General features: G+C 67.5%; 23 protein-coding genes. 12 read left to right on the top strand and 11 right to left on the bottom strand.

Features of this window, described 5'->3' with window-relative positions; genetic code table 11:
- Positions 1–108: 108 nt before the first annotated feature.
- Positions 109–597 carry a DUF3237 domain-containing protein gene (locus HFGMBDPB_RS18945; protein WP_016453040.1) on the top strand — a complete coding sequence of 163 codons (489 nt, stop codon included), beginning with the start codon at positions 109–111 and terminating at the stop codon, positions 595–597.
- A gap of 46 nt (positions 598–643) precedes the next feature.
- On the top strand, positions 644–1,651 hold the full coding sequence (locus tag HFGMBDPB_RS18940; protein WP_212646007.1) for a Bug family tripartite tricarboxylate transporter substrate binding protein: 1,008 nt from the start codon (positions 644–646) through the stop codon (positions 1,649–1,651).
- Positions 1,652–1,654: 3 nt separating this feature from the next.
- Here HFGMBDPB_RS18940 and nth read toward each other — a convergent pair whose 3' ends face one another.
- Entirely contained in the window at positions 1,655–2,308 is a 654-nt protein-coding gene (gene nth, locus HFGMBDPB_RS18935; RefSeq protein WP_017406542.1) for an endonuclease III, read from the bottom strand.
- Between the two features lie 210 nt (positions 2,309–2,518).
- Between nth and HFGMBDPB_RS18930 the strand changes: the two genes are divergently transcribed.
- Positions 2,519–3,589, top strand: a complete 1,071-nt coding sequence (locus HFGMBDPB_RS18930; protein ID WP_016445246.1) for a PDDEXK nuclease domain-containing protein — start codon at positions 2,519–2,521, stop codon at positions 3,587–3,589.
- A gap of 62 nt (positions 3,590–3,651) precedes the next feature.
- On the opposite strand, the gene HFGMBDPB_RS18925 is transcribed toward HFGMBDPB_RS18930, so the two are convergent.
- Positions 3,652–4,560, bottom strand: coding sequence for a LysR family transcriptional regulator (locus HFGMBDPB_RS18925; RefSeq protein ID WP_016445247.1), 909 nt, complete (start codon positions 4,558–4,560; stop codon positions 3,652–3,654).
- A gap of 116 nt (positions 4,561–4,676) precedes the next feature.
- Between HFGMBDPB_RS18925 and HFGMBDPB_RS18920 the strand changes: the two genes are divergently transcribed.
- The 4 genes from HFGMBDPB_RS18920 to HFGMBDPB_RS18905 all read left to right on the top strand — a co-directional run bounded on the left by HFGMBDPB_RS18920 (position 4,677) and on the right by HFGMBDPB_RS18905 (position 8,856).
- On the top strand, positions 4,677–6,164 hold the full coding sequence (locus HFGMBDPB_RS18920) for an amidase (RefSeq protein ID WP_016445248.1): 1,488 nt from the start codon (positions 4,677–4,679) through the stop codon (positions 6,162–6,164).
- 74 nt (positions 6,165–6,238) lie between these two features.
- Positions 6,239–7,225, top strand: a complete 987-nt coding sequence (locus HFGMBDPB_RS18915) for a Bug family tripartite tricarboxylate transporter substrate binding protein (RefSeq protein WP_212646006.1) — start codon at positions 6,239–6,241, stop codon at positions 7,223–7,225.
- Between the two features lie 180 nt (positions 7,226–7,405).
- Entirely contained in the window at positions 7,406–8,602 is a 1,197-nt protein-coding gene (locus HFGMBDPB_RS18910; protein WP_016445250.1) for an aminotransferase-like domain-containing protein, read from the top strand.
- Positions 8,599–8,856 carry a SlyX family protein gene (locus HFGMBDPB_RS18905; protein ID WP_016445251.1) on the top strand — a complete coding sequence of 86 codons (258 nt, stop codon included), beginning with the start codon at positions 8,599–8,601 and terminating at the stop codon, positions 8,854–8,856. Before HFGMBDPB_RS18910 ends, HFGMBDPB_RS18905 begins: the two co-directional genes overlap by 4 nt.
- 52 nt (positions 8,857–8,908) lie before the next feature.
- On the opposite strand, the gene HFGMBDPB_RS18900 is transcribed toward HFGMBDPB_RS18905, so the two are convergent.
- The 5 genes from HFGMBDPB_RS18900 to HFGMBDPB_RS18880 all read right to left on the bottom strand — a co-directional run bounded on the left by HFGMBDPB_RS18900 (position 8,909) and on the right by HFGMBDPB_RS18880 (position 12,492).
- Positions 8,909–9,043, bottom strand: a complete 135-nt coding sequence (locus tag HFGMBDPB_RS18900; protein WP_016445252.1) for a DUF3149 domain-containing protein — start codon at positions 9,041–9,043, stop codon at positions 8,909–8,911.
- 141 nt (positions 9,044–9,184) lie between these two features.
- A complete protein-coding gene (locus tag HFGMBDPB_RS18895) occupies positions 9,185–9,646 on the bottom strand; it encodes a type II toxin-antitoxin system YhaV family toxin (RefSeq protein ID WP_043789674.1) in 462 nt (153 codons plus the stop codon).
- Positions 9,646–9,966 carry a type II toxin-antitoxin system PrlF family antitoxin gene (locus tag HFGMBDPB_RS18890; protein ID WP_017404436.1) on the bottom strand — a complete coding sequence of 107 codons (321 nt, stop codon included), beginning with the start codon at positions 9,964–9,966 and terminating at the stop codon, positions 9,646–9,648. The genes HFGMBDPB_RS18895 and HFGMBDPB_RS18890 overlap by 1 nt, the downstream gene beginning before the upstream one ends.
- 73 nt (positions 9,967–10,039) lie before the next feature.
- The gene (locus tag HFGMBDPB_RS18885) at positions 10,040–11,467 is read right to left on the bottom strand and encodes a M20 family metallopeptidase (protein WP_212646005.1); all 1,428 of its coding nucleotides are present in this window, start codon (positions 11,465–11,467) and stop codon (positions 10,040–10,042) included.
- A complete protein-coding gene (locus HFGMBDPB_RS18880) occupies positions 11,464–12,492 on the bottom strand; it encodes a tripartite tricarboxylate transporter substrate-binding protein (protein WP_212646004.1) in 1,029 nt (342 codons plus the stop codon). The genes HFGMBDPB_RS18885 and HFGMBDPB_RS18880 overlap by 4 nt, the downstream gene beginning before the upstream one ends.
- A gap of 189 nt (positions 12,493–12,681) precedes the next feature.
- Between HFGMBDPB_RS18880 and HFGMBDPB_RS18875 the strand changes: the two genes are divergently transcribed.
- On the top strand, positions 12,682–13,671 hold the full coding sequence (locus tag HFGMBDPB_RS18875; RefSeq protein WP_016453034.1) for a LysR family transcriptional regulator: 990 nt from the start codon (positions 12,682–12,684) through the stop codon (positions 13,669–13,671).
- 109 nt (positions 13,672–13,780) lie between these two features.
- Positions 13,781–14,329, top strand: coding sequence for a DUF2721 domain-containing protein (locus HFGMBDPB_RS18870; protein ID WP_016445256.1), 549 nt, complete (start codon positions 13,781–13,783; stop codon positions 14,327–14,329).
- Between the two features lie 28 nt (positions 14,330–14,357).
- On the opposite strand, the gene HFGMBDPB_RS18865 is transcribed toward HFGMBDPB_RS18870, so the two are convergent.
- The gene (locus tag HFGMBDPB_RS18865; protein WP_016445257.1) at positions 14,358–15,263 is read right to left on the bottom strand and encodes an HTH-type transcriptional regulator ArgP; all 906 of its coding nucleotides are present in this window, start codon (positions 15,261–15,263) and stop codon (positions 14,358–14,360) included.
- Positions 15,264–15,334: 71 nt separating this feature from the next.
- Here HFGMBDPB_RS18865 and HFGMBDPB_RS18860 point away from each other — a divergent pair, with 71 nt between their 5' ends.
- A complete protein-coding gene (locus HFGMBDPB_RS18860) occupies positions 15,335–15,985 on the top strand; it encodes a LysE/ArgO family amino acid transporter (RefSeq protein ID WP_016445258.1) in 651 nt (216 codons plus the stop codon).
- Positions 15,986–16,015: 30 nt separating this feature from the next.
- Here HFGMBDPB_RS18860 and HFGMBDPB_RS18855 read toward each other — a convergent pair whose 3' ends face one another.
- The gene (locus HFGMBDPB_RS18855) at positions 16,016–16,324 is read right to left on the bottom strand and encodes a hypothetical protein (protein WP_016445259.1); all 309 of its coding nucleotides are present in this window, start codon (positions 16,322–16,324) and stop codon (positions 16,016–16,018) included.
- 56 nt (positions 16,325–16,380) lie between these two features.
- Entirely contained in the window at positions 16,381–16,869 is a 489-nt protein-coding gene (locus HFGMBDPB_RS18850; RefSeq protein ID WP_016445260.1) for an Lrp/AsnC family transcriptional regulator, read from the bottom strand.
- 97 nt (positions 16,870–16,966) lie between these two features.
- Here HFGMBDPB_RS18850 and HFGMBDPB_RS18845 point away from each other — a divergent pair, with 97 nt between their 5' ends.
- Positions 16,967–17,869: an EamA family transporter gene (locus HFGMBDPB_RS18845; protein ID WP_016445261.1), complete on the top strand. Its 903-nt coding sequence runs from the start codon at positions 16,967–16,969 to the stop codon at positions 17,867–17,869.
- Between the two features lie 92 nt (positions 17,870–17,961).
- Here the strand turns inward: HFGMBDPB_RS18845 and HFGMBDPB_RS18840 are convergent, their stop codons facing one another.
- Positions 17,962–18,747 carry a MetQ/NlpA family ABC transporter substrate-binding protein gene (locus HFGMBDPB_RS18840; protein ID WP_017404430.1) on the bottom strand — a complete coding sequence of 262 codons (786 nt, stop codon included), beginning with the start codon at positions 18,745–18,747 and terminating at the stop codon, positions 17,962–17,964.
- A gap of 198 nt (positions 18,748–18,945) precedes the next feature.
- Between HFGMBDPB_RS18840 and HFGMBDPB_RS18835 the strand changes: the two genes are divergently transcribed.
- Entirely contained in the window at positions 18,946–19,164 is a 219-nt protein-coding gene (locus HFGMBDPB_RS18835) for a DUF3820 family protein (RefSeq protein WP_209802199.1), read from the top strand.
- Positions 19,165–19,189 lie beyond the last annotated feature (25 nt).

The raw sequence follows: 19,189 nt of genomic DNA, 5'->3' as shown, positions 1-19,189 counted from the left end.
AAGGGATGGCAGGGGCGGGCAGTGCGCTGTCATCTTCCGGGATGACGGCCTGCCCGGGCAATGGTGCTTATGCTAGGTCCCGATCCCATTCACCGGAGCCCCAGAACCATGCCAGATGACGTGCCGCAGCTTGCGGCCTTGCCCGATCCGCGCTTTCGCTTCTTCGCCGACCTGAGCGTGCAGGTGGGCCCGCCGCAGGAGGTCGGTGCCACGGCGCACGGCGGGCGCCGGCTGATCCCCATCCTGGGCGGCACGGCCCGGGGCGACGGCTGGAGCGCGCGCGTGCTGCCCGGAGGCGCGGACTTCCAGCGCATCGTGCACGGCGGGCTGGCCGAACTCGACGCGCGCTATGTGCTGGAGACCGATGCCGGCGACCTGATCTATGTCTGCAACCAGGCCCTGCGCAGCGGCGACCCGGCGCACATGGCCAAGCTGGCACGTGGCGAGCCCGTGGACCCTGCACATATCTACTTCCGCTGCGCGCCCCGCATGGAGACGGCCAGCCGTGCGCTGGCCTGGATCAACGAGCGCCTGTTCTTCGGCACCGGCGCGCGCCATCCCGATCGCGTGCAGATGCGCTTTCACGAGCTGCTCTGAGGGGGCCTTCCCCGCTTCGATACCTACAACACAGGAGACACAACACATGAACAACCCTGCATCCAAGGCGCGCCGCGCCGCCGTGGCCTGCACTCTTGCCGCCGTGCTGGCCACCGGCCTGGCTCCCTGGGCCGCGGCCAGCGCCCAACCTGCTTTTCCGAGCAAGCCCGTGCGCCTGCTCGTCGGCTTTCCTGCGGGAACGGGGCCGGACATCGTGGCGCGCCTGCTCGCGCAGAAACTCTCCGAGCAATGGGGCAACCTGGGCGTGGTCGTGGACAACAAGCCGGGCGCTGGCGGCCTCATCGCCGCCAGCGAGGCGGCACGCGCCGTGCCTGACGGCTACACGCTGATGCTGGGCGAGACCGGCCAGCTCAGCATTGCGCCCAACACCTACCAGCGCCTGCCCTACGACCCGCAAAAGGACTTTGTGCCCGTCAGCCAGGTCGTCACCTCCGACTTCGTGCTGCTGGTCAATCCGCAGAAAGTGCCGGCCCGCAATGTGCCCGATTTCGTGGCCTGGGCGCGCCAGCGCAAGGAGCTGTTCATCGCCACCTTCGGCGCCGGCACGCCCGGCCACTTCGGCGCCTTCATGTTCGGCAGCGCCGTGCAGCTCAAGCCCGAGCCCGTGCACTACAAGAACACCAACGATGCCCTGGGCGGCCTGTTCAGCGGCGACGTGCAGGCCGTCTTTGCCACGGCAGCCCTGGCCGCGCCCCAGGTCAAGGCCGGCAAGCTCGCAGCCCTGGGCAGCACGGGCGCCACGCGCACCCCGTCCATGCCCGATCTGCCGACCATCCGGGAGCAGGGCTATCCGTCGCTGGAGTTCAATTCCTGGTTCGGCGTGGTCGCGCCCGCCAAGACACCGCCCGAGATCGTGGCCAGGCTGCAGGCCGACATCGTGCGCGCCCTGCAGCAGCCCGACAGCCGCAGCCGGCTGGAAGAGGCCGGTTTCCGCGTGACGGGCACCACGGGCGACGAGCTCGCCCGCATCATGCGCGCCGACACGGTCACCTGGGGCAAGGCCGTGGCGGCCACGGGCTTCAAGGCCGATTGAAGCTCAGCGCTTGCCCGCAGCCGGCGCAGGCGTCTTGGGCGAGTAGTCGCAGTACGGCGCCACCACGCACTCCCAGCAGCGCGGCTTGCGGGCCTGGCAGACGTAGCGGCCCAGCAGGATGAGCCAGTGGTGCGAGTCCACGGCGTAGGCCGCCGGCACGCGCTTCATGAGCTGCATTTCCACGGCCAGCGGCGTCTTGCCCGGCGCCAGGCCCGTGCGGTTGCCTACGCGGAAGATGTGCGTGTCCACGGCCATGGTGGGCTGGCCAAAGGCCACGTTGAGCACCACGTTGGCGGTCTTGCGGCCCACGCCGGGCAGGGCTTCCAGTTCCTCGCGCGTGCGCGGCACCTGGCCGCCGTGGCGCTCGACCAGGATCTGGCAGGTCTGCATCAGGTGTTTGGCCTTGCTGCGGTACAGGCCGATGGTCTTGATGTATCCCTCCAGCCCTTCAAGTCCCAGGTCCAGGATGGCCTGGGGCGTATTGGCCACGGGAAACAGCTTGCGCGTGGCCTTGTTCACGCCCACGTCCGTGGCCTGGGCCGAGAGCAGCACGGCAGACAGCAGCTCGAACACGTTGGTGTATTCCAGCTCGGTCTGGGGCGAGGGGTTGGCGGCCTTGAGTGTGGCGAAGAAGGGTTCGATGCTGGTGGTTTTCATTGTGGGAAGCGCGTGTCCATCGATGTGGCGAGCATTGTCGTGCAAGTGTGATTTCTAGGACTGTTCTGGTTTTTGATGTCTGCGAGGGCCAGATCGTCTGGTTATGCCGTTGCGGCGTTGACGTGCTGGGGCCGCATGGCAATAGTGGGCCGGATCGATTCCGCCGACACCACACATACAGACAACACGCCACCAGGAGGGGGCGACCGCATGGCCACTCGCAAGATATCCGTTTCTCCCGCGATCGCGGCGGCGCAGACCCTGCTGGGTGATGTCCGCGACCTGATCGAGGCCGCGCGGCTTCGGGTGGCTTCCACCATCAACAGCGAAATGACCCTGCTGTACTGGCATATCGGCCAGCACATCCATGACTGCGAATCCGAGGTGCGGCAGGCCGGCTGCAGCGACAAGGTCCTGCCCTCCCTGGCCGGGCATCTGGTCCAGGGCTATGGCGGCAGTTTCTCGGAAAAGAACCTGTGGCGCATGGTGCAGTTCTCCACCACCTTTCCTGATGAGCCCCTGGTCATCTCGCCCACGCGGCAGTTGAGCTGGGCGCATTTCATCGCGCTGATTCCGCTCAAGGACGCCCTGCAGCGCGAGTACTACGCCAGCATGGCGAGCATTGAGCGCTGGAGCGCTCGCACGCTGCGCAGCCGCATCGATTCCCGGCTGTACGAGCGCACCGTGCTGTCCTTCGATGCGGACACGCTGGTCGCGCAGGAGCCCACGCAGCGAGCCACCGAGCGCATGTCGCCAGCGCTGTTCATGCGAGACCCCTACATCCTCGACTTCCTGGGGCTGCACGATGCCTGGCAGGAGGGTGACCTGCAGGCGGCCGTCATCCGCGAGATGGAGGCCTTTTTCCTGAAGTCGGGCATGGGCTTCAGCCTGGTGGCGCGGCAAAGGCACATGCAGATGGATGACCAGGATTTCCAGCTTGACCTGCTGTTCTACCACCGCAGGCTGCGGCGGCTGGTGGCGGTGGAGCTGAAGGTGGGCGAATTCGCGGCCGAGGACAAGGATCGGATGGAGCACTACCTGCGCTGGCTGGATCGGCATGAGCATGAGCCGGGCGAGGATGCGCCGCTGGGCATCATGCTGTGCTCGGGCAACAGCTCGGAGCAGATCGAGCTGCTGGAGCTGGGCCGCGGCGGCGTCCAGATGGCCGAGTATCTGCCCGGCCTGCCTGCTCGCCATGTGCTGGCCCAGCGGCTGCGGGAGGCCACGCGCCGGGCGCAGTGGCACTGGGCACAGTGCCACCTGGAAGTCGGGCAGGGCTGAGCACGGGCCCCGGCCTGCAGTCCATCCCTTCCGTCTTTCTCTGCTTTTTCTACTTCGTCTTCTTACCCGGGAGGCAGCAGCTCCCGCAGATGCTCCACGAAGGCCCGCACTCCCTTGGACAGCGTGCGGCCTGCCAGCGTCTGCAGCTCGATGGCGCGTGCATTCATGCCGCGTTCGCGTATGGGCACCGCATGCAGTTCGCCACGGCGCACACGCTCGCGCATGGTGACCTCACCACCCAATGACAGGCCGCCGCCATGCAGCACGAAGTGCACCAGGGTCTCGAACTGGCCGCTGACCAGGGCAGGCTCGAACACCAGGCGCCGGTGGCTGCAGGCAATGTCGAACAGCTGGCGCGCGGTGTTGGCGTCCTCGGGCAGGGCAATGGCATGGGGATGCATCTGGGCCAGGGTGATGCTGGCATGCCGGGCCAGTGCGTGGTCGGGTCGCATGATGGCGACCACGGGCGAGACCTGGCGGTGCCAGACCTCGATATCGCGTGCCGCCGCACGGCTGTAGGTCAGGCCGACATCGGCCTCGCCGCCCAGCACGGCCTGGGTCACGGCGGCAGGTGCTTCCACGCGCAGGTGGAACTGCATGCCCGGGTACTGTTCACGAAACAGCGCCATGGCGCGCGGCAGGAATTCGATGGCAAAGCCGCCCGAGCTGCACACGCGCACCACGCCCCGGCGCAGGCCCTGCAGGGCCTCGATATCCGAGACCACGCGGTCGGCCTCCAGCGCACCGCGGCGCGCGTGGGCGGCCAGCAGCTCGCCTGCCGGGCTGGGCGCCATGCCGCGCGGGCGGCGCTCGAACAGCGGCACGCCCAGCATCTCTTCCAGACCGGCGACCTGGCGGCTCACGGCCGAGGGCGAGACGTTGAGCCGCGCGGCGGCATCGCTGACCGAGCCGCTGCGCACCACTTCGAGAAAGTAGCGCAGGGCCGTGTCCTGAAGGCGGTTGGAAAGCATGTGGCTCCCATTTATGGTTTGCGGAAAACGCAACGATAAGCCGAGAAAATGGCGATTGTCGAAATATTTGCGCCTGCTTATGCTGACTTCGTTCTGTCACGAAAACGAGGAAATCCATGGAGTCAAGCACAAGCGCCGCTGCGCTGCAGCCGGGTCTGGCCACCGGGGGCGGTGCCGTGGTGGAGATGTCGGCCGTCGCGCTGTCCAAGGCCATCCACGGCCGCGAGCTGTCCTGCCTGGAAGTGCTGGATGCCTACTGCGCGCAGATCGACCGGCTCAACCCCGTGGTCAATGCGCTGGTGGCTCCGCTGGACCGGGACTGGCTGCGCGGCCGCTCCCGCGAGCTGGATACGCTGCTGGCGCGCGGCCAGAGCCTGGGGCCGCTGCACGGCTTTCCGCAGGCTCCCAAGGACATCATGCCGGCCGCAGGCATGGTCACGACCAAGGGATCGCCGATCTTCGCGAACCAGCTGTCGCAGGCCGATTGCGTGGTGTTCGAGCGCATGCGCGCAGGCGGTGCGCTCTTCGTGGCACGCAGCAATTCGCCCGAGTTCGGCCTGGGCGGGCATACCTACAACCCGGTCTACGGGACCACGCGCAATGCCTTCGATCCTTCGCGATCGGCAGGCGGCAGCAGCGGCGGGGCGGGCGTGGCCGTGGCGCTGCGCATGCTGCCCGTGGCCGATGGCTCGGACATGATGGGCTCGCTGCGCACGCCGGCCGCCTTCAACCATGTCTATGGACTGCGCACCTCGGTGGGCTGCGTGCCGCATGGCCCCTCGGAAGAGGTGTTCTTCCAGCAGTTCAGCGTGGCCGGTCCCATGGCGCGCGACATCCCCGACCTGGCCCTGCTGCTGTCCGTGCAGGCAGGCTTTGATGCGCGCCTGCCGCTGACCCGCCGCAGCGAGCCGCCCCAGGACTGGACCGCGCAGCTGCAGCGCGACTGCAAGGGCCTGCGCATCGGCTGGCTGGGGGACCTGGGCGGGCACCTGCCCACCGAGCCTGGCCTGCTGCAGACCTGCCGGGCGGCGCTGCAGCATTTCACGGCCGCAGGCTGTACGGTGGAGGAGGCCGTGCCGCAGTTCGATTTCGAGCGCCTGTGGCGCGCCTGGATCGACCTGCGCAGCTTCAGCGTGGCCGGCGCCAACGCCGCCTTGTACAACGATCCGGCCAAACGCGCCCTGCTCAAGCCCGAGGCCGTCTGGGAAATCGAGCGCGGCCTGGCGCTGCCGGCCATGGCCGTCTATGACGCGGCGCGCGTGCGCTCGGCCTGGTATGAAACATTGCGCCGCCTGTTCGACAGCTACGACTTTCTGGTGCTGCCTTCCGCCCAGGTCTTTCCCTTCGACGCAGCGCTGGACTGGCCTCACGCCGTGGACGGCCGCGAGATGGACACCTACCACCGCTGGATGCAGACCGTGGTGCCTGCCACCATGGCCGGCCTTCCGGCCCTGGCCGCGCCTGCGGGCTTCGGGCCGCAGGGCTTGCCTGCCGGGCTGCAGATCATCGGCCCGGCGCAGGCCGACCTGGCCGTGCTGCAGATCGGCCATGCCTATGACCAGGCCAGCGGCTTGTCGCGCGTGCGCAGCCCGCTGCTCGACTGAAGACTGACGACTGAATTGCCGCATTGAGCTTGTTCCCAGGTTCCCGTTCCCTCGTTCCCCAGGAGATCCGTGCCATGGCCTTGTCCCGTTCCCGTTTTCTGTCGTGCCTGATGGCCGGCGCCGCTACGCTTGCCTTGCCCTTTGCGCATGCCCAGGCCCAGTCCTACCCGGATCGCCCGATCAAGCTGGTCGTGCCCTTTGCGCCCGGCGGCGCCACCGACATCCTGGGCCGCCTGCTGGCCACATCGCTGGGAGAGCGCCTGGGCCAGCCCGTGGTGGTGGAAAACCGTCCCGGCGCGGGCACCGTGGTGGCGGGCGCGCTGGTGGCCAAGGCGCCGCCCGATGGCTACACGCTGCTGCTGGGCGCCAGCACCACGCTGACGCTGAACCCCGTGATCCGCAACCCGCTGCCCTACGATCCGCTGCGCAGCTTCACGCCGCTGGGCCTGGTGGCCGACATGGGGCTGGTGCTGGTGGCGCACAACGAAACGCCTGCACGCACCCTGCCTGAACTCGTGGCCCTGGCCAAGGCCGATCCGGACAAGCTGTCCTACGGCTCCTTCGGCACGGGGTCGTCGGTGCACTTCGGTGGCGAAATGCTCAAGACCGCCACGGGCATGCGCATGGTGCACGTGCCCTTCAACGGCAGCTCGCCCAGCCTGACCGCGCTGATGGGCGGCCAGGTGCAGGTGGCCGTGGACACGGTGGTGGCCACCACGCCGCTGATCAAGGCCGGCAAGATCCGTCCCATCGCAGCCCTGGGCCCGCAGCGCCTGGCCCTGCTGCCCCAGGTGCCCACCGTGGCCGAAAGCGGCTACCCCGGCTTTGCCATGGACACCTGGTTTGCCTTCCTCGCCCCGGCCGGCCTGCCCGCTCCCATCCAGAAGAAGCTGGAAAAGGCGCTGGCTGACACCATGGCCGAGCCGGCCATGAAGAAGAAGCTGGTGGACATCGGCCTGTCGCCCGCATGGGGTCCGGGCAGCGCGCTGCAGGAGCGCATCGAGCGCGAACTGCCGCAGATGCGCGCCGTGGCCGCCAGGGCCGACATCAAGGTTGATTGAACGCAGCTGCCTTCCGGGAGAGAGGGGCAGAGATGGCGTCGTCCCCCTTGGGGGGGGCGCCGTGCAACGGGAAGGCGCGAAGCGACTCAGGGGACTTCTAATCGTGCAGGAAAGCTGCGGCAGGATTGGCGACAATGCAGGCTTCGCCTTTTCATCGCATCGACAACGAGAATCCTGCCCATGCAATTCGCCGACCGTCTGAACAACGTAGAAACCTCCGCCATCCGCGAGCTGTTCAAGCTGCTGGGCAAGCCCGGCATCATCAGCTTCGCGGGTGGTTTTCCGGACAGCGCCATGTTCGACGTGGCCGGCATCAGCGCCGCCTCCCAGGCAGCGCTGCAGCAGGAGCCGGGCGCCGCGCTGCAGTACGGAGCCACCGAGGGCTACCAGCCGCTGCGCGAGCAGATCGCCGCCTTCATGGCCGGCAAGGGCGTGCGTGAGCTGGCCCCCGAGCAACTGGTGGTCACCACGGGCAGCCAGCAGGCGCTGGACCTGCTGGGCAAGACCATGATCAACCCTGGCGACAAGGTCATCGTGGAAGGCCCGACCTTCCTGGCCACCATCCAGTGCTTTCGCCTGTACGGCGCGCAAGTCATCAGCGCGCCCATCGATGCCGAAGGCGCCCAGGTCGATGCGCTGGAAAAGCTCATTGCCGAGCACCGCCCCAAGCTGGTCTACCTGATTCCCACCTTCGGCAATCCCAGCGGCGCCATGCTGAGCCTGGAGCGCCGCAAGAAGGTGCTGGAGCTGGCCGTCAAGTACCAGACCCTGGTGGTGGAAGACGATCCCTACGGCGACCTGTATTTTGGCGAGGCGCCACCTCCCAGCCTGCTGGCCCTGTCCAGCCAGGTGCCCGGCAGCCGCGACTGGCTGGCCCATTGCGGCTCGCTGAGCAAGGTGCTCAGCCCCGGCCTGCGCATCGGCTGGCTGGTGGCCCCGCCCGAGCTGCTGGCCCGCGCCGTGATGTGCAAGCAGTTCAGCGACGCCCACACCAGCACCTTTGCCCAGGCCACGGCCGCGCAGTACCTGAAGTCCGGCGCCATGCCCGCCACGCTGGCCCATGTGCGCGAGGTCTATGCGCGCCGCGCCAAGGCCATGGGCGATGCGCTGCGCGAGCACCTCGGCGATGCCGTGGAATTCCTGCAGCCCCAGGGCGGCCTGTTCCTGTGGGTGCGCCTGACCGGCAAGGGCGGCGCGCTGGCCGATGCCGGCGAGCTGGCCAAGCGGGCCATCGCCCAGGGCGTGGCCTTTGTGCCGGGCGCGCCGTTCTTCGCGCAAAACCCCGATGCCACCAGCTTCCGCCTCTCGTTCGCCACGGCCGACGAGGACAAGATCCGCGAAGGCATCGCCCGCCTGGCCCAGGCGCTCAAGGCGTGAGCGTGGCTGGGGACAACGAGCGCAGCGGCGAACGCGACGAGGCCCAGGCCCTGCAGGCGCGCGTGATGGAGCTGGAGATCAAGGCCAGCTACACCGACGACCTGCTGGAGCAACTGAACCTGACCATCTACCGCCAGCAGCAGCAGATCGACCGGCTCCTGGACGAGCTGCGCGACCTGCGCCGACGGGTGCCGGAGGGCGGGCCTGCTGGCGGTGCGACCCATCTGCGCGACGAGCTGCCCCCGCACTATTGAGTGCGCAGGGCTGCATGCGAATGCCCAGGCCAGGCCCTGCCTGGGCATCTTTTCATTCAAGCGGCTTGTTGGCCACGTGCTTCATCTTGCCCAGGAACAGGCGCAGGAAAAAGCCCGCCATGATCAGGATGAAGACGATGACGCCCAGGCTCATCAGCCCGTAGTCGGTGGAAAAGAGATCGATCATCAGCTTCACAAGTCCTCCTGTGGTTTGTAGGTATCGGTGGGGTCCCGATCCGACTATCGCCGTGGCATGGCGTGGAGGGCTTGTGATGGGTCAACGCGGCGGCGGGGCGGGTTTGCGGCAGCGCAAAGGCCGGGTGCCCGGCTACCGCGGGCCAGCGTGCCAATGTTCCGTGCTGGCCGCTTTCAGATCTTCCCAATCGTCGGGCGGATGGCCGCGTCCGAGCATTTTTTCGAAAACTGCATAGGGGTCGGACGCGCTGCCCGACGAGCGAAGGGTCTGCTCGTCGTTGACCCATGCGAAGACGATCACCCTGGAGCGGGAGTCGTACCGGAAGAACAGCCTGAACCTTCTGCCGATCTTGGCCCGCCGCCAGTGGCGGTGGCTGGCTCCCAGCGTATTGCCCTGGCGGTATTCGTCGCGTGAGGGATCGCCGGGAATCACTTCCAGCATCAACTGGCTCAGAGCCCTGAACAGTTTGACGTTGGCATTGGAGCCGAAGTCTTGCGGACTGTTGTGCTCTGCGCGTCGGGCGGCCTGGTGCAATTTGCGCAACTGTTCCACCACGCAGTCATGGAACAGCAGGGTCCAGCCGTGGCGCTGCATCAGATCACCACATCGCCCTGGATATCGTCATCCAGGTCCACCGTACGACCTGCGAGCGCAAGCATGTCGCGGGCCAGGTCGTCGGGCAGGCTCTGGAGCCTTTGGCCGGACTGGATATCGGCAGCCAGCAGATCGAGGAAGGCCGCTATGGCGGGGTCCTGATGCCCTTCTTCGGCGCGGCTGACAACGACCAGGCCATCCTCGCGCAGTCGGAATGCAATCTTGCCGCCCGCATCGACGCCCAAGGCCTGGCGTATGGGCTTGGGCAGCGTGACCTGGCCCTTGGAGGTGAGGGTGGCCAGTTCATGGATGTCGGGCATGGCGCAATCCTTCACAAATGACTTGGGAGATGAGTGTAAGGAATTTTCCTTACATTCGTCGATGCCAAGGACATCACCCTCGCATGAACGGCAAGGGCACCTCCGCAGGAATCGGGCAGGCATAGGGCCTGCCGCCGCGGCGCTCGAGCAGCTCCGCCTTGGCCTCGGCCATGCGCTCGGGCCGCTGCAGCAGGGCGATGGCGGTGGCGGCCATCACCTGGGCGGCGCGCACCATGCCGGCGTGGGCCAGGCCGGACTGGCCCTGCGAGACCATCTGCCAGGAGTGCAGCGGCGTGCCGAAGGCGTAGCAGGCCACCCAGGCCTGGACGGTGGGCGTGATCCAGCTCACATCGGCCACGTCGGTGGAGCCGAACAGGGTGCCCTCCACAGTGGGATCGTAGGGCGCCAGGCCCTCGAACACGGCCGGCACCTTGCCGCGCAGCACGCTGGCCAGCGGGCGGCTGACCTGGTCTACGTCATTGCTGTCCAGCGTAGCCTGGAAGTCTCCGGCCAGGCTGTGCAGTCCGGGGTCCACGCGCAGCGGGCCCAGGGCCTGCATCTGTTCGTACATGACCTGGTTCAGCGTGCGGTTCTGCAGCAGGTTGGAGCAGGCCTTGTCGAAGACGATCTCCAGCCGGCAATCCGTCATCAGCGCGGCGCCGCGCGCCACGTTCTGCACGCGCTCGTACAGTGCGGCCGCCTCATGGTTGCGCGCGGCCCGCACCAAGTACAGCACCTCGGCGCGCGCCTGCACCACGTTGGGCGACAGGCCGCCCGAGTCGGTGATGGCGTAGTGCACGCGCGCATCGGTGGGCATGTGCTCGCGCAGGTAGTTCACGCCCACGTTCATCAGCTCCACGGCGTCGAGCGCGCTGCGGCCCAGGTGGGGGGAGTGCGCGGCATGCGAGGCCTTGCCGTGGAAGACGAACTTCGCCTGGATATTGGCCAGCGTGCTCTGGCTGAACACGCCGGAGAAGCTGGCCGGGTGCCAGGTCAGCGCCGTGTCCACATCGTCGAAGACCCCGGCGCGCGCCATGAAGGTCTTGCCCGATCCACCTTCTTCTGCCGGGCAGCCGTAGTAGCGCACGCGCGCCTTGGCGCCGCTGCGGCGCAGGTGCTCCTGCAGCGCGATGGCCGCGAAATGTGCCGAGGTGCCCAGCAGGTGGTGGCCGCAGCCGTGGCCGGCCAGGCCCGGGCTGTCGGTGGACGGCGTGCAGACCAGGGCGCCGCTTTGCTGGTTCAGGCCCGACAGTGCGTCGTACTCGCCCAGGAACGCCAGCACCGGGCCCTCGTCGCCCCATTCGGCCAGAAAGGCGGTGGGAATGTCGGCCAGGGCGCGTGTGATGCGAAACCCGGCCTGCTCCAGCGCATCGATGTGCAGCTGGGCCGAAGCCGTCTCGGCATAGCGCAGCTCGGCCAGCGACCAGATGCTGTCGGCCAGGGCCGCCATGCGCGCGGACTGCTGCTGGAAGAAATCCTGAAGATGATCGACTGCGCTCATTCCGGCTTCACTCCTGCCTTGTCCAGCAGCGCCTTGTTGCGCTGCAGTTCGCTGGCGATCTGGGCAGGGAAGCGGCTCTGGTCCATCTCGGTGACCGATGCGCCCAGCAGCTTCAGGTGCTTTTGCACCTCGGGCAGGCGCACGGCCTTCGTGGACGCTTCCTGCAACTGCCGGACGATGGCGGGCGGCGTGCCGGCCGGCACGACCAGGCCGAACCAGCTGATGCCCAGCTCGTTGAGCTGCGCATAGCCCAGCTCCTTGAAGGTGGGTACATCGGGCAGATCGGGCGAGCGGCTGTCGCCCGACAGTGCCACGGGGATGAGCTTGCCACCCTTGATCTGGGGCATGGCCGAAGGCAGCTGATCGGTCATCACCTGCACCATGCCCGCCAGGGCGTCGTTGAGCGCCGGGCCGTTGCCGCGATAGGGCACGATCTGGATCTGGGTCTTCATGGTCTCGTTGAAGGACGCCACCATCAGATGGCCCAGCGTGCCCAGGCCCGGCACGCCCGCGCTGTAGGCGCCGGGCTGGGCGCGCAGCTTGGCCAGAAAGCCCGGGAAATCCTTGACGCCCATCTTGGGATGGACCATGTAGACCGATGGCATGGTCACCAGGTTGGCCACGGGCAGGAGCCTGCCTTCCAGCCTGGCGGCGCGCGTGTACAGCGAGGGGTTGATGGTGGCCGTGCTCACCGTGGCCATGCCTATGGTGTATCCGTCTGGCACGGCCTGGGCAATGCTTTCGGTACCGATCAGGCCGCCCGCGCCGGCCTTGTTGTCCACCACCACGGGCTGGCCCAGCGTGCTGCGCAGGCCTTCGGCGATCACGCGCGCGACGATGTCGGTGGAGCCGCCGGCCGCAAAGGGCACGATGAGCTTGACGGGCTTGCTCGGATAGGCGTCGGCCGCATGAGCAGTGCGGGCCAGGGTGAGGCCGCACAGCGCGGCGCAAAGGCCCGCGCCCAGGGAAAGCAGGGTGCGGCGCGGCAGGTGAGAGAGAGGCTGTAAGAGGGGCTTGGCTTGCATGGCATGGACTCCATCGACGGGGAGGGAGCCGCAGCCTGGGCCGTGCCGGCTCCCGATGCAGGCGACTATAGAAATCCTGCCGCCCGCGTGGGCCACGGTATTTGTGCCAAGCTATAAGCCGTTCCGATAGCTTGCCCTGCGCCGCCTGTGGCGCGCCAGGGCCTGCCTGGGGAAAACACCAAGATTCCCATGAGCCACGATTTTGACGACCGCGAAGGCCTGGACGACGCGGCCACGCCCCAGGGCCGGCTGCTGTTCTCGCGCCTGACCAAGCATGTGCGCCTGCGCCAGCTGCAGTTGCTGGTGGCGCTGCAGCAATGCGGCTCGGTGGTGCAGGCCGCCGCCACGCTGCACATGAGCCAGTCGGCAGCCACCCAGGCGCTGGCCGAGATGGAGCGCGTGCTCGACATCCGCCTGTTCGAGCGGCATGCGCGCGGCATACGCCCCACGCTGGCCGGCCAGACCCTGGTGGACACGGTGCGCGGCGTGCTGGCCGCGCTGGAGGAGGTGGCGGAATCGCTGGCCGCCATTCGCCGGGGCGCCGCGGCCGCGCTGCGCCTGGGCGCCATTCCGGCGGCGGCCCTGGCCATTCTTTCGCCCCTGCTGGCGCGGTTCTATGCCGAACACCCCGAGGTGCATGTCGATGTGCACGAAGACGCCAGCACCCGGCTGCTGTCCCAGCTGCTGGGCGGCGGGCTGGACGCGGTGTTCTGCCGCGAGCCGGCGCTGCTGCCCGGCCCCTTCGTCTTCGAGCCGCTGCTGGCCGACACGGCCGTGGTGGTGGCCGCACGCTCGCATGCACTGGCCGGGCGCCGTGGCGTGCCGCTGCAGGCCTTGACCGGCGCGCGCTGGGTACTGCCCACGGCCAACATCGCCGTGCGCGGGATTTTCGAGGCCGAGGTGCTCCAGGCACTGCCCGATGCGCCCTGGTTTCCCGTCTCCACCGTTTCCCTGCCGATACTGGAAGGCCTGTTGAGCCAGCCCGGCGCCGTGGCCCTGGTGCCGTTGAGCATCGCGCCGGGCCTGCAGACCCATGCGCGCGTGTGCCGGCTCGACGTGCAGCTGACGGGCCGGCTGGCGCCGCTGGGCGTGGTCCGCCGCCGCGACCGGGCGCCCGCCCTGCTGGACCAGATGCTTTCGCTGTGCGCGCAGGTTCTGCCGGCACCCCCGGCGCGCTGAAAGCGGGCGGCATGGCTTCTTGCGGCCCCCGGTTGCGGCCACAATACTGTCCGCGCGAAAACACGGCAGCACGGCCGGACCAGACAACAGAAAGCACGCAGAGGACCGCATGATCAATTGGTCGCTAGACGCCGATACCGTCACCCACAGCATCCAGCTGGCGCTGGCGCCGGTGTTCTTCCTGACGGCCGTGGCCGGCATGATAGGCGCCGTGGCCGGGCGGCTGGCCCGCATCATCGACCGCGCCCGCAAGCTGGAGGAACTGCTGCGCACGCCGCAGGAGGAGGAATTCATCGCGCGCAGCCTGACCGAGCTGCACTTTCTGCGCAAGCGCGGCCGGCTGGCCAATGTCTGTATAGGGCTGCTGACCGTCTGCGGCTTTTGCATCGGCCTGACCATTGCCCTGCTGTTCCTGGGCGAGGCCTACGGCATCAACGGCCATGGCTATGCGGTGCTGGGCTTTCTGTTCGGCGTGCTGATGTTTCTCTCGGCCCTGGCCTGCTTTCTCTGGGAAACCATCATGGCCACCAGCCTGCTGGACTTCCACACCCTGACCCGCGTGCGCGCGGCTGTGCGCACCATACAGCGGCCGGAACGCAACGACCAGGCCCAGGCTGAGCCGTCCACCCCGGCAGACGACACCGGCCGCCAGCCCTGAGCCGGGCGCGGACGGCGCCGCCGCCCCCTCACTCCATCGGGTCAAGACAGGCGGCTGCCGCCTGGATCACGCAGTCCGTCAGCCGCTGCAGGCTGGCCTGCGCATTGCGCGCATGGGCCCAGTACATGGGAATGTCCAGATCGTTGCCGGGCAGCAGCTCCACCAGGCTGCCTTCGGCCAGTTGCGCGCCGATCATCAGCGGCGGGTGCATGCCCCAGCCCATGCCCAGCTCGCAGGCCCGCGTATAGCCCTGGTTGGACGGCAGAAAGTGGCGCGGCGTGCTGCGCCGGCCTTCCGCGCCCAGGCGCTGCAGCCACTGGTCCTGCAGGCTGTCCTTGCGGCCGTAGCTCATCATGGGCGTGCGCGCCATGGCCTCGGGCGTGATGCCGTCCTTGAGGTAGCGGCGGATGAAATCGGGACTGGCGGCCGCCACGTAGCGCATGCGTCCCAGCGGCCAGGTGTTGCAGCCCGGAATGGCCGAGGACGTGGCCGTGACGGCGGCCATCACCTCGCCCTCGCGGATGCGCTTGGCCGTGTGGTCCTGGTCGTCGATGCTGATGTCCAGCAGCTCGTTGCCGTCGCGCGTGAAGGCGGACATGGCGTCCATGAACCAGGTGGACAGCGAGTCGGCATTGACGGCCAGCTTGAGCGTGGGCAGGGCCGTCTGGCCCTCGGGCACCAGTTCGGGGTTCTTGCGGCGCAGGTCGTTTTCCAGCAGGGCGACCTGCTCCACATGCAGGCACAGGCGGCGGCCTGCCTCCGTGCCTGAACAGGGCTGGCCGCGCAGCACCAGCACCTGGCCCACGCGCTCTTCCAGCAGCTTGATGCGCTGGGAGACGGCCGAGGGCGTGACGTGCAGCTTGCGCGCCGCGCGTTCGAAGCTGCCTTCGCGCACCACGGCTGCCAGGGCTTCGAGTCCGGCGTAGTCGAGCATTTAGATATTCTTCATTTGATTGAGTAAATGTAATTTTACTTAACCATTTGCGAGCCAGACAATCCCTGCCCATGTGGACTGCAAATGTTTCTTCTTCCTGGCTGGCGGGCTTCACGGTCTGCCTGTCGCTCATCGTCTCCATCGGAGCCCAGAACCTGTATGTGCTGCGCCAGGCCGTGCACGGCCAGCATGTACGCGCCTGCGTGGCATGGTGCGTGGTCAGCGACGTGGTGCTCATCGGCCTGGGCGTGGCGGGCATGGCCCGGCTGCTGGGCGACAACCCCGATCTGGCCCGCTACCTGACCCTGGGCGGCGCCCTGTTCCTGCTGGCCTACGGCCTGATGGCGCTGTGGCGCATGGCCATGGCGCCCGATGCGCAGCTGGCCGCCTCGGGCGGGCAGCTGGCGCCGCGCGGCCTGCTGGGCGTGGTCTCCACGCTGGCCGTGATCACCTTGTTCAACCCCCATGTCTATCTGGACACGGTGCTGCTGATGGGCTCCATCGGCGCGCGCCAGGAAGGCGCGCTCAAATGGGTGTATGTGATTGGCGCCGCTTCGGCCAGCCTGTCATGGTTCGTGCTGCTGGCCTTTGCAGGCCGCCGCCTCAGGCGCCTGTTCGAGAAGCCGCGTGCCTGGCGGATTCTCGATGGCCTGACGGGGGTGATGATGCTGGCGCTGGCCTGGTGGGTGGCCGGCAGCGTCTGGGCGCCGGCGGGGGCCTGAGCCGGCCTGAGCCGGCCAGAGGCGGCAGGCTCAGCCCGCCGCCTGCTCCGGCTCCGGTGCCCAGGTGCCCACGGCCTCGATGAGGTTCCAGCTGTTGCACTCGATGCAGTAGTGGCCGGTGGTGCCGGTCTTCTGGCTCTCGGCCTCGATCACCACGCGGTGACCATGGCGCTGGGCCGGCGACAGCGGACGGATCTTGTCGTACTTGAACTGCTCTGCCAGATCGCCGCGAAAGGCGATGGTGATGCGGTCGCGCTTGGGGAAATAGTCGTTCTCGTACTTGTCGAGGGTGCGGATGGCCACCAGATTGGCCATGCTGTCCGGATGCGGTGCGCTCATTGAAGTCTCCCTGCCTGTGATGGCGTTCTATGTTCAAAACGATCTGATGACGGTGGTCAGGCATCCGTGGCTTGCGGCTGCAGCGGTAGCTGCAGCCCGGTCTTGACGCGTTCCAGCGCTATCGAGGTGGTGTAGCGCCGGATGTTGTCGTCCCCCGCAAACAGCCGAGCCGCCAGCGCCTGGTACTCCTCCATATCGGCAGCCGTGACGATCAATGAATAGTCGGCTTCACCGGTCACGTAATAACACTGCTGTACCGCGTCCTCCCGATCCACGCGTGCGCGAAAGGCCTGCGACAGATCGGGGCGCTCGTTGACCAGCTGCACGTTGATGAGCACGGTCAGCGGCCGGCCTATGCGCGCCGGATCGACCACGGCCACGTTGGCCGCGATCACGCCCAGCTCCTGCAGCCGCTTGATGCGCCGCTGCACGGCCGGCGCGGAAAGGTGCACACGCTCGGCGATGAGGCGCTGTGGCGTGAGGTTGTCGCGCTGCATCACGTCGAGAATGGCGCGGTCGAAGGAGTCCAGGGCGATGGCGGGCATGGGCGGCTGGCGGCGAGAAGAGGAAAAGAGCGAATATTGCGTGAAGCGGCTCAAAAACGAGCTGTTTGCGCGGTGCGCTTGCAATATCGTACGCGCCATGACAACAAACATCACATGGAACCGCGCTTGGCCGCTGTTGGCCGTGCTGGGCTCGGTGACGGCGCTGGGCGTGGGAACGTCACTGGCCAAGCAGCTTTTTCCGGTGCTGGGAGCCCAGGGCACCTCGGCATTGCGCGTGGGCTTTGCCGCGCTGATCCTGGTGGCCATCTGGCGGCCCTGGCGCTGGACGCTGGCGCGGCCGCAGGCCTGGGCGCTGCTGCGTTTCGGCGTGGCGCTGGGCGCCATGAACCTGCTGTTCTACATGGCGCTGCGCACCATTCCCTTCGGCCTGGCCGTGGCCATCGAGTTCTCGGGGCCGCTGGCCGTGGCCATCTACCACTCGCGCCGGCCCGTGGATTTTGTCTGGCTTGCGCTGGCGGTGGCGGGGCTGGCCCTGATCCTGCCCATAGGCGGTGCCAGCGCCGGCGCCCTGGTGCTGGAGCCCGTGGGCATTGCCTGCGCCGTGGGCGCGGCCATCTGCTGGGCGCTGTACATCCTGCTGGGCCAGCGGCTGGGCAGCATTCCCAGCGGCCAGGCCGTGTCGCTGGGCCTGGTGTTCGCCGCCATGGTGGTGGTGCCCTTCGGCGTGGCCGAGGCGGGGGCCAAGCTGCTGCAGCCATCCATACTTCTTTTCGGGTTGATGGTTGCGGCCATCTCCAGCGCCTTGCCCTACACGCTGGAGATGATGGCGCTGCGCCGCCTGCCGCCCGCCACCTTCGGCATCGCGCTTGCAACTGAGCCCGCGATAGCCGCCCTCATGGGCATGCTGCTGCTGCATGAGCAACTGGTGGGAACGCAGTGGCTGGCCATTGCCTGCATCATGGGCGCGGCCATGGGCAGCGCCATCACGCGGCCGGCTGCTGCGGCCAAGGCGCCGGCGGAGGTGGCCTCCGCAGGCTGAGGCAAGGAATGCCAGCCACAAAAAAAGCGCTGCCGGGGCAGCGCTTTTTTTTCGCGGCGGTCGCAGCCGGCAAGGCTGCGGCCACCTCGCATTCAGAACGCGGGAACGACGGCGCCCTTGTACTTCTCGACGATGAACTTCTTCACATCAGGCGTGTGCAGTGCGTTCATCAGCTTGGCGATGTTGGGATCGTTGGCGCGGTCCTGGCGCGACACCACGATGTTGGTGTAGGGCGAGTCGGCACCTTCGATGAACAGCGCATCCTTGGTGGGATTGAGCTTGGCCTCGATGGCGTAGTTGGTGTTGATCAGCGCCAGGTCCACATCGCCCAGTGCGCGCGGCAGCAGCGGGGCTTCGAGTTCCTTGAACTTGAGCTTCTTGGGGTTCTTGGCCACATCCAGCGGCGTGGGCGTCAGGCTCTTGGGGTCCTTGAGCTCGATCAGGCCCTGCTTGGCCAGCAGGATCAGGGCGCGGCCGCCGTTGGAGGGGTCGTTGGGGATGGCAATGGTGGCGCCGTCCTTCAGGTCCTTGACGTTCTTGATCTTCTGCGAGTAGCCGCCGAAGGGCTCCACATGGACCTTGCCATTGGGCACGGCCACCAGCGAGGTCTTGCGGTCCTTGTTGTAGCTGTCCAGGTAGGGCTGGTGCTGGAAGAAGTTCACGTCCAGCTGCTTGTCCTCGACGGCCGCATTGGGCTGCACGTAGTCGCTGAATTCCTTGATCTGCAGATCGATGCCCTGGGCCTTCAGCGCGGGCTTGATGTGATTGAGGATTTCTGCATGCGGCACGGCCGTGGCACCGACCTTGAGCACGTCGGCGGCCTGGGCTGTCAGTGCCAGCGTGGCAATCGCGATTGCGGAGAGGGCTTTCTTCAACATGACCGGAGGACTTTCTTCAACGGGTTGCGATAAAACGCCGCCGGCCCGGGAGAACGGCTCCGCGTCGGGCTTGGCGGCAGGCAGGCGCATAGTCTAGTGCTGCGCCAGGGGCCGCGTTGAACATTTTTGATATTTGGTTATAAGGCTGTGGTTTTTTATGCGGATTCTTGCGATGGCGCAGCGCGTACCATCGCCGCCATGGACTCCGAAATGCTGCAAAAGCTGGTGCAGGTGCAAATGCCCTATGGCAAGTACAAGGGCCGGCTGATCGCCGATCTTCCCGGCAACTATCTGAACTGGTTCGCACGCGAGAGCTTTCCCAAGGGAGAGCTGGGCCAACTGCTGGCGCTGATGCAGGAGCTGGACCACAACGGCCTGTCGCACCTGCTGCAGCCGCTGCGCGACGGGCGGCGCTGAAGCGCAAGGCCCCTGAACCGGGCCC

Source organism: Delftia sp. PE138, assembly GCF_018320755.1.
In the GTDB taxonomy this organism is placed as follows: domain Bacteria; phylum Pseudomonadota; class Gammaproteobacteria; order Burkholderiales; family Burkholderiaceae_C; genus Comamonas; species Comamonas tsuruhatensis.
The sequence above is the reverse complement of the archived record's forward strand: the minus strand, read 5'-3'. Positions and strand labels throughout refer to the sequence as shown.

Excerpts from the sequence above, each read along its gene's own strand:
- HFGMBDPB_RS18945 (WP_016453040.1), top strand. The coding sequence starts at position 109 with ATGCCAGATGACGTGCCGCAGCTTGCGGCCTTGCCCGATCCGCGCTTT.
- HFGMBDPB_RS18940 (WP_212646007.1), top strand. The coding sequence starts at position 644 with ATGAACAACCCTGCATCCAAGGCGCGCCGCGCCGCCGTGGCCTGCACT.
- nth (WP_017406542.1), bottom strand. The coding sequence starts at position 2,308 with ATGAAAACCACCAGCATCGAACCCTTCTTCGCCACACTCAAGGCCGCC.
- HFGMBDPB_RS18930 (WP_016445246.1), top strand. The coding sequence starts at position 2,519 with ATGGCCACTCGCAAGATATCCGTTTCTCCCGCGATCGCGGCGGCGCAG.
- HFGMBDPB_RS18925 (WP_016445247.1), bottom strand. The coding sequence starts at position 4,560 with ATGCTTTCCAACCGCCTTCAGGACACGGCCCTGCGCTACTTTCTCGAA.
- HFGMBDPB_RS18920 (WP_016445248.1), top strand. The coding sequence starts at position 4,677 with ATGGAGTCAAGCACAAGCGCCGCTGCGCTGCAGCCGGGTCTGGCCACC.
- HFGMBDPB_RS18915 (WP_212646006.1), top strand. The coding sequence starts at position 6,239 with ATGGCCTTGTCCCGTTCCCGTTTTCTGTCGTGCCTGATGGCCGGCGCC.
- HFGMBDPB_RS18910 (WP_016445250.1), top strand. The coding sequence starts at position 7,406 with ATGCAATTCGCCGACCGTCTGAACAACGTAGAAACCTCCGCCATCCGC.
- HFGMBDPB_RS18900 (WP_016445252.1), bottom strand. The coding sequence starts at position 9,043 with ATGATCGATCTCTTTTCCACCGACTACGGGCTGATGAGCCTGGGCGTC.
- HFGMBDPB_RS18895 (WP_043789674.1), bottom strand. The coding sequence starts at position 9,646 with ATGCAGCGCCACGGCTGGACCCTGCTGTTCCATGACTGCGTGGTGGAA.
- HFGMBDPB_RS18890 (WP_017404436.1), bottom strand. The coding sequence starts at position 9,966 with ATGCCCGACATCCATGAACTGGCCACCCTCACCTCCAAGGGCCAGGTC.
- HFGMBDPB_RS18885 (WP_212646005.1), bottom strand. The coding sequence starts at position 11,467 with ATGAGCGCAGTCGATCATCTTCAGGATTTCTTCCAGCAGCAGTCCGCG.
- HFGMBDPB_RS18880 (WP_212646004.1), bottom strand. The coding sequence starts at position 12,492 with ATGCAAGCCAAGCCCCTCTTACAGCCTCTCTCTCACCTGCCGCGCCGC.
- HFGMBDPB_RS18875 (WP_016453034.1), top strand. The coding sequence starts at position 12,682 with ATGAGCCACGATTTTGACGACCGCGAAGGCCTGGACGACGCGGCCACG.
- HFGMBDPB_RS18870 (WP_016445256.1), top strand. The coding sequence starts at position 13,781 with ATGATCAATTGGTCGCTAGACGCCGATACCGTCACCCACAGCATCCAG.
- HFGMBDPB_RS18865 (WP_016445257.1), bottom strand. The coding sequence starts at position 15,263 with ATGCTCGACTACGCCGGACTCGAAGCCCTGGCAGCCGTGGTGCGCGAA.
- HFGMBDPB_RS18860 (WP_016445258.1), top strand. The coding sequence starts at position 15,335 with ATGTGGACTGCAAATGTTTCTTCTTCCTGGCTGGCGGGCTTCACGGTC.
- HFGMBDPB_RS18855 (WP_016445259.1), bottom strand. The coding sequence starts at position 16,324 with ATGAGCGCACCGCATCCGGACAGCATGGCCAATCTGGTGGCCATCCGC.
- HFGMBDPB_RS18850 (WP_016445260.1), bottom strand. The coding sequence starts at position 16,869 with ATGCCCGCCATCGCCCTGGACTCCTTCGACCGCGCCATTCTCGACGTG.
- HFGMBDPB_RS18845 (WP_016445261.1), top strand. The coding sequence starts at position 16,967 with ATGACAACAAACATCACATGGAACCGCGCTTGGCCGCTGTTGGCCGTG.
- HFGMBDPB_RS18840 (WP_017404430.1), bottom strand. The coding sequence starts at position 18,747 with ATGTTGAAGAAAGCCCTCTCCGCAATCGCGATTGCCACGCTGGCACTG.
- HFGMBDPB_RS18835 (WP_209802199.1), top strand. The coding sequence starts at position 18,946 with ATGGACTCCGAAATGCTGCAAAAGCTGGTGCAGGTGCAAATGCCCTAT.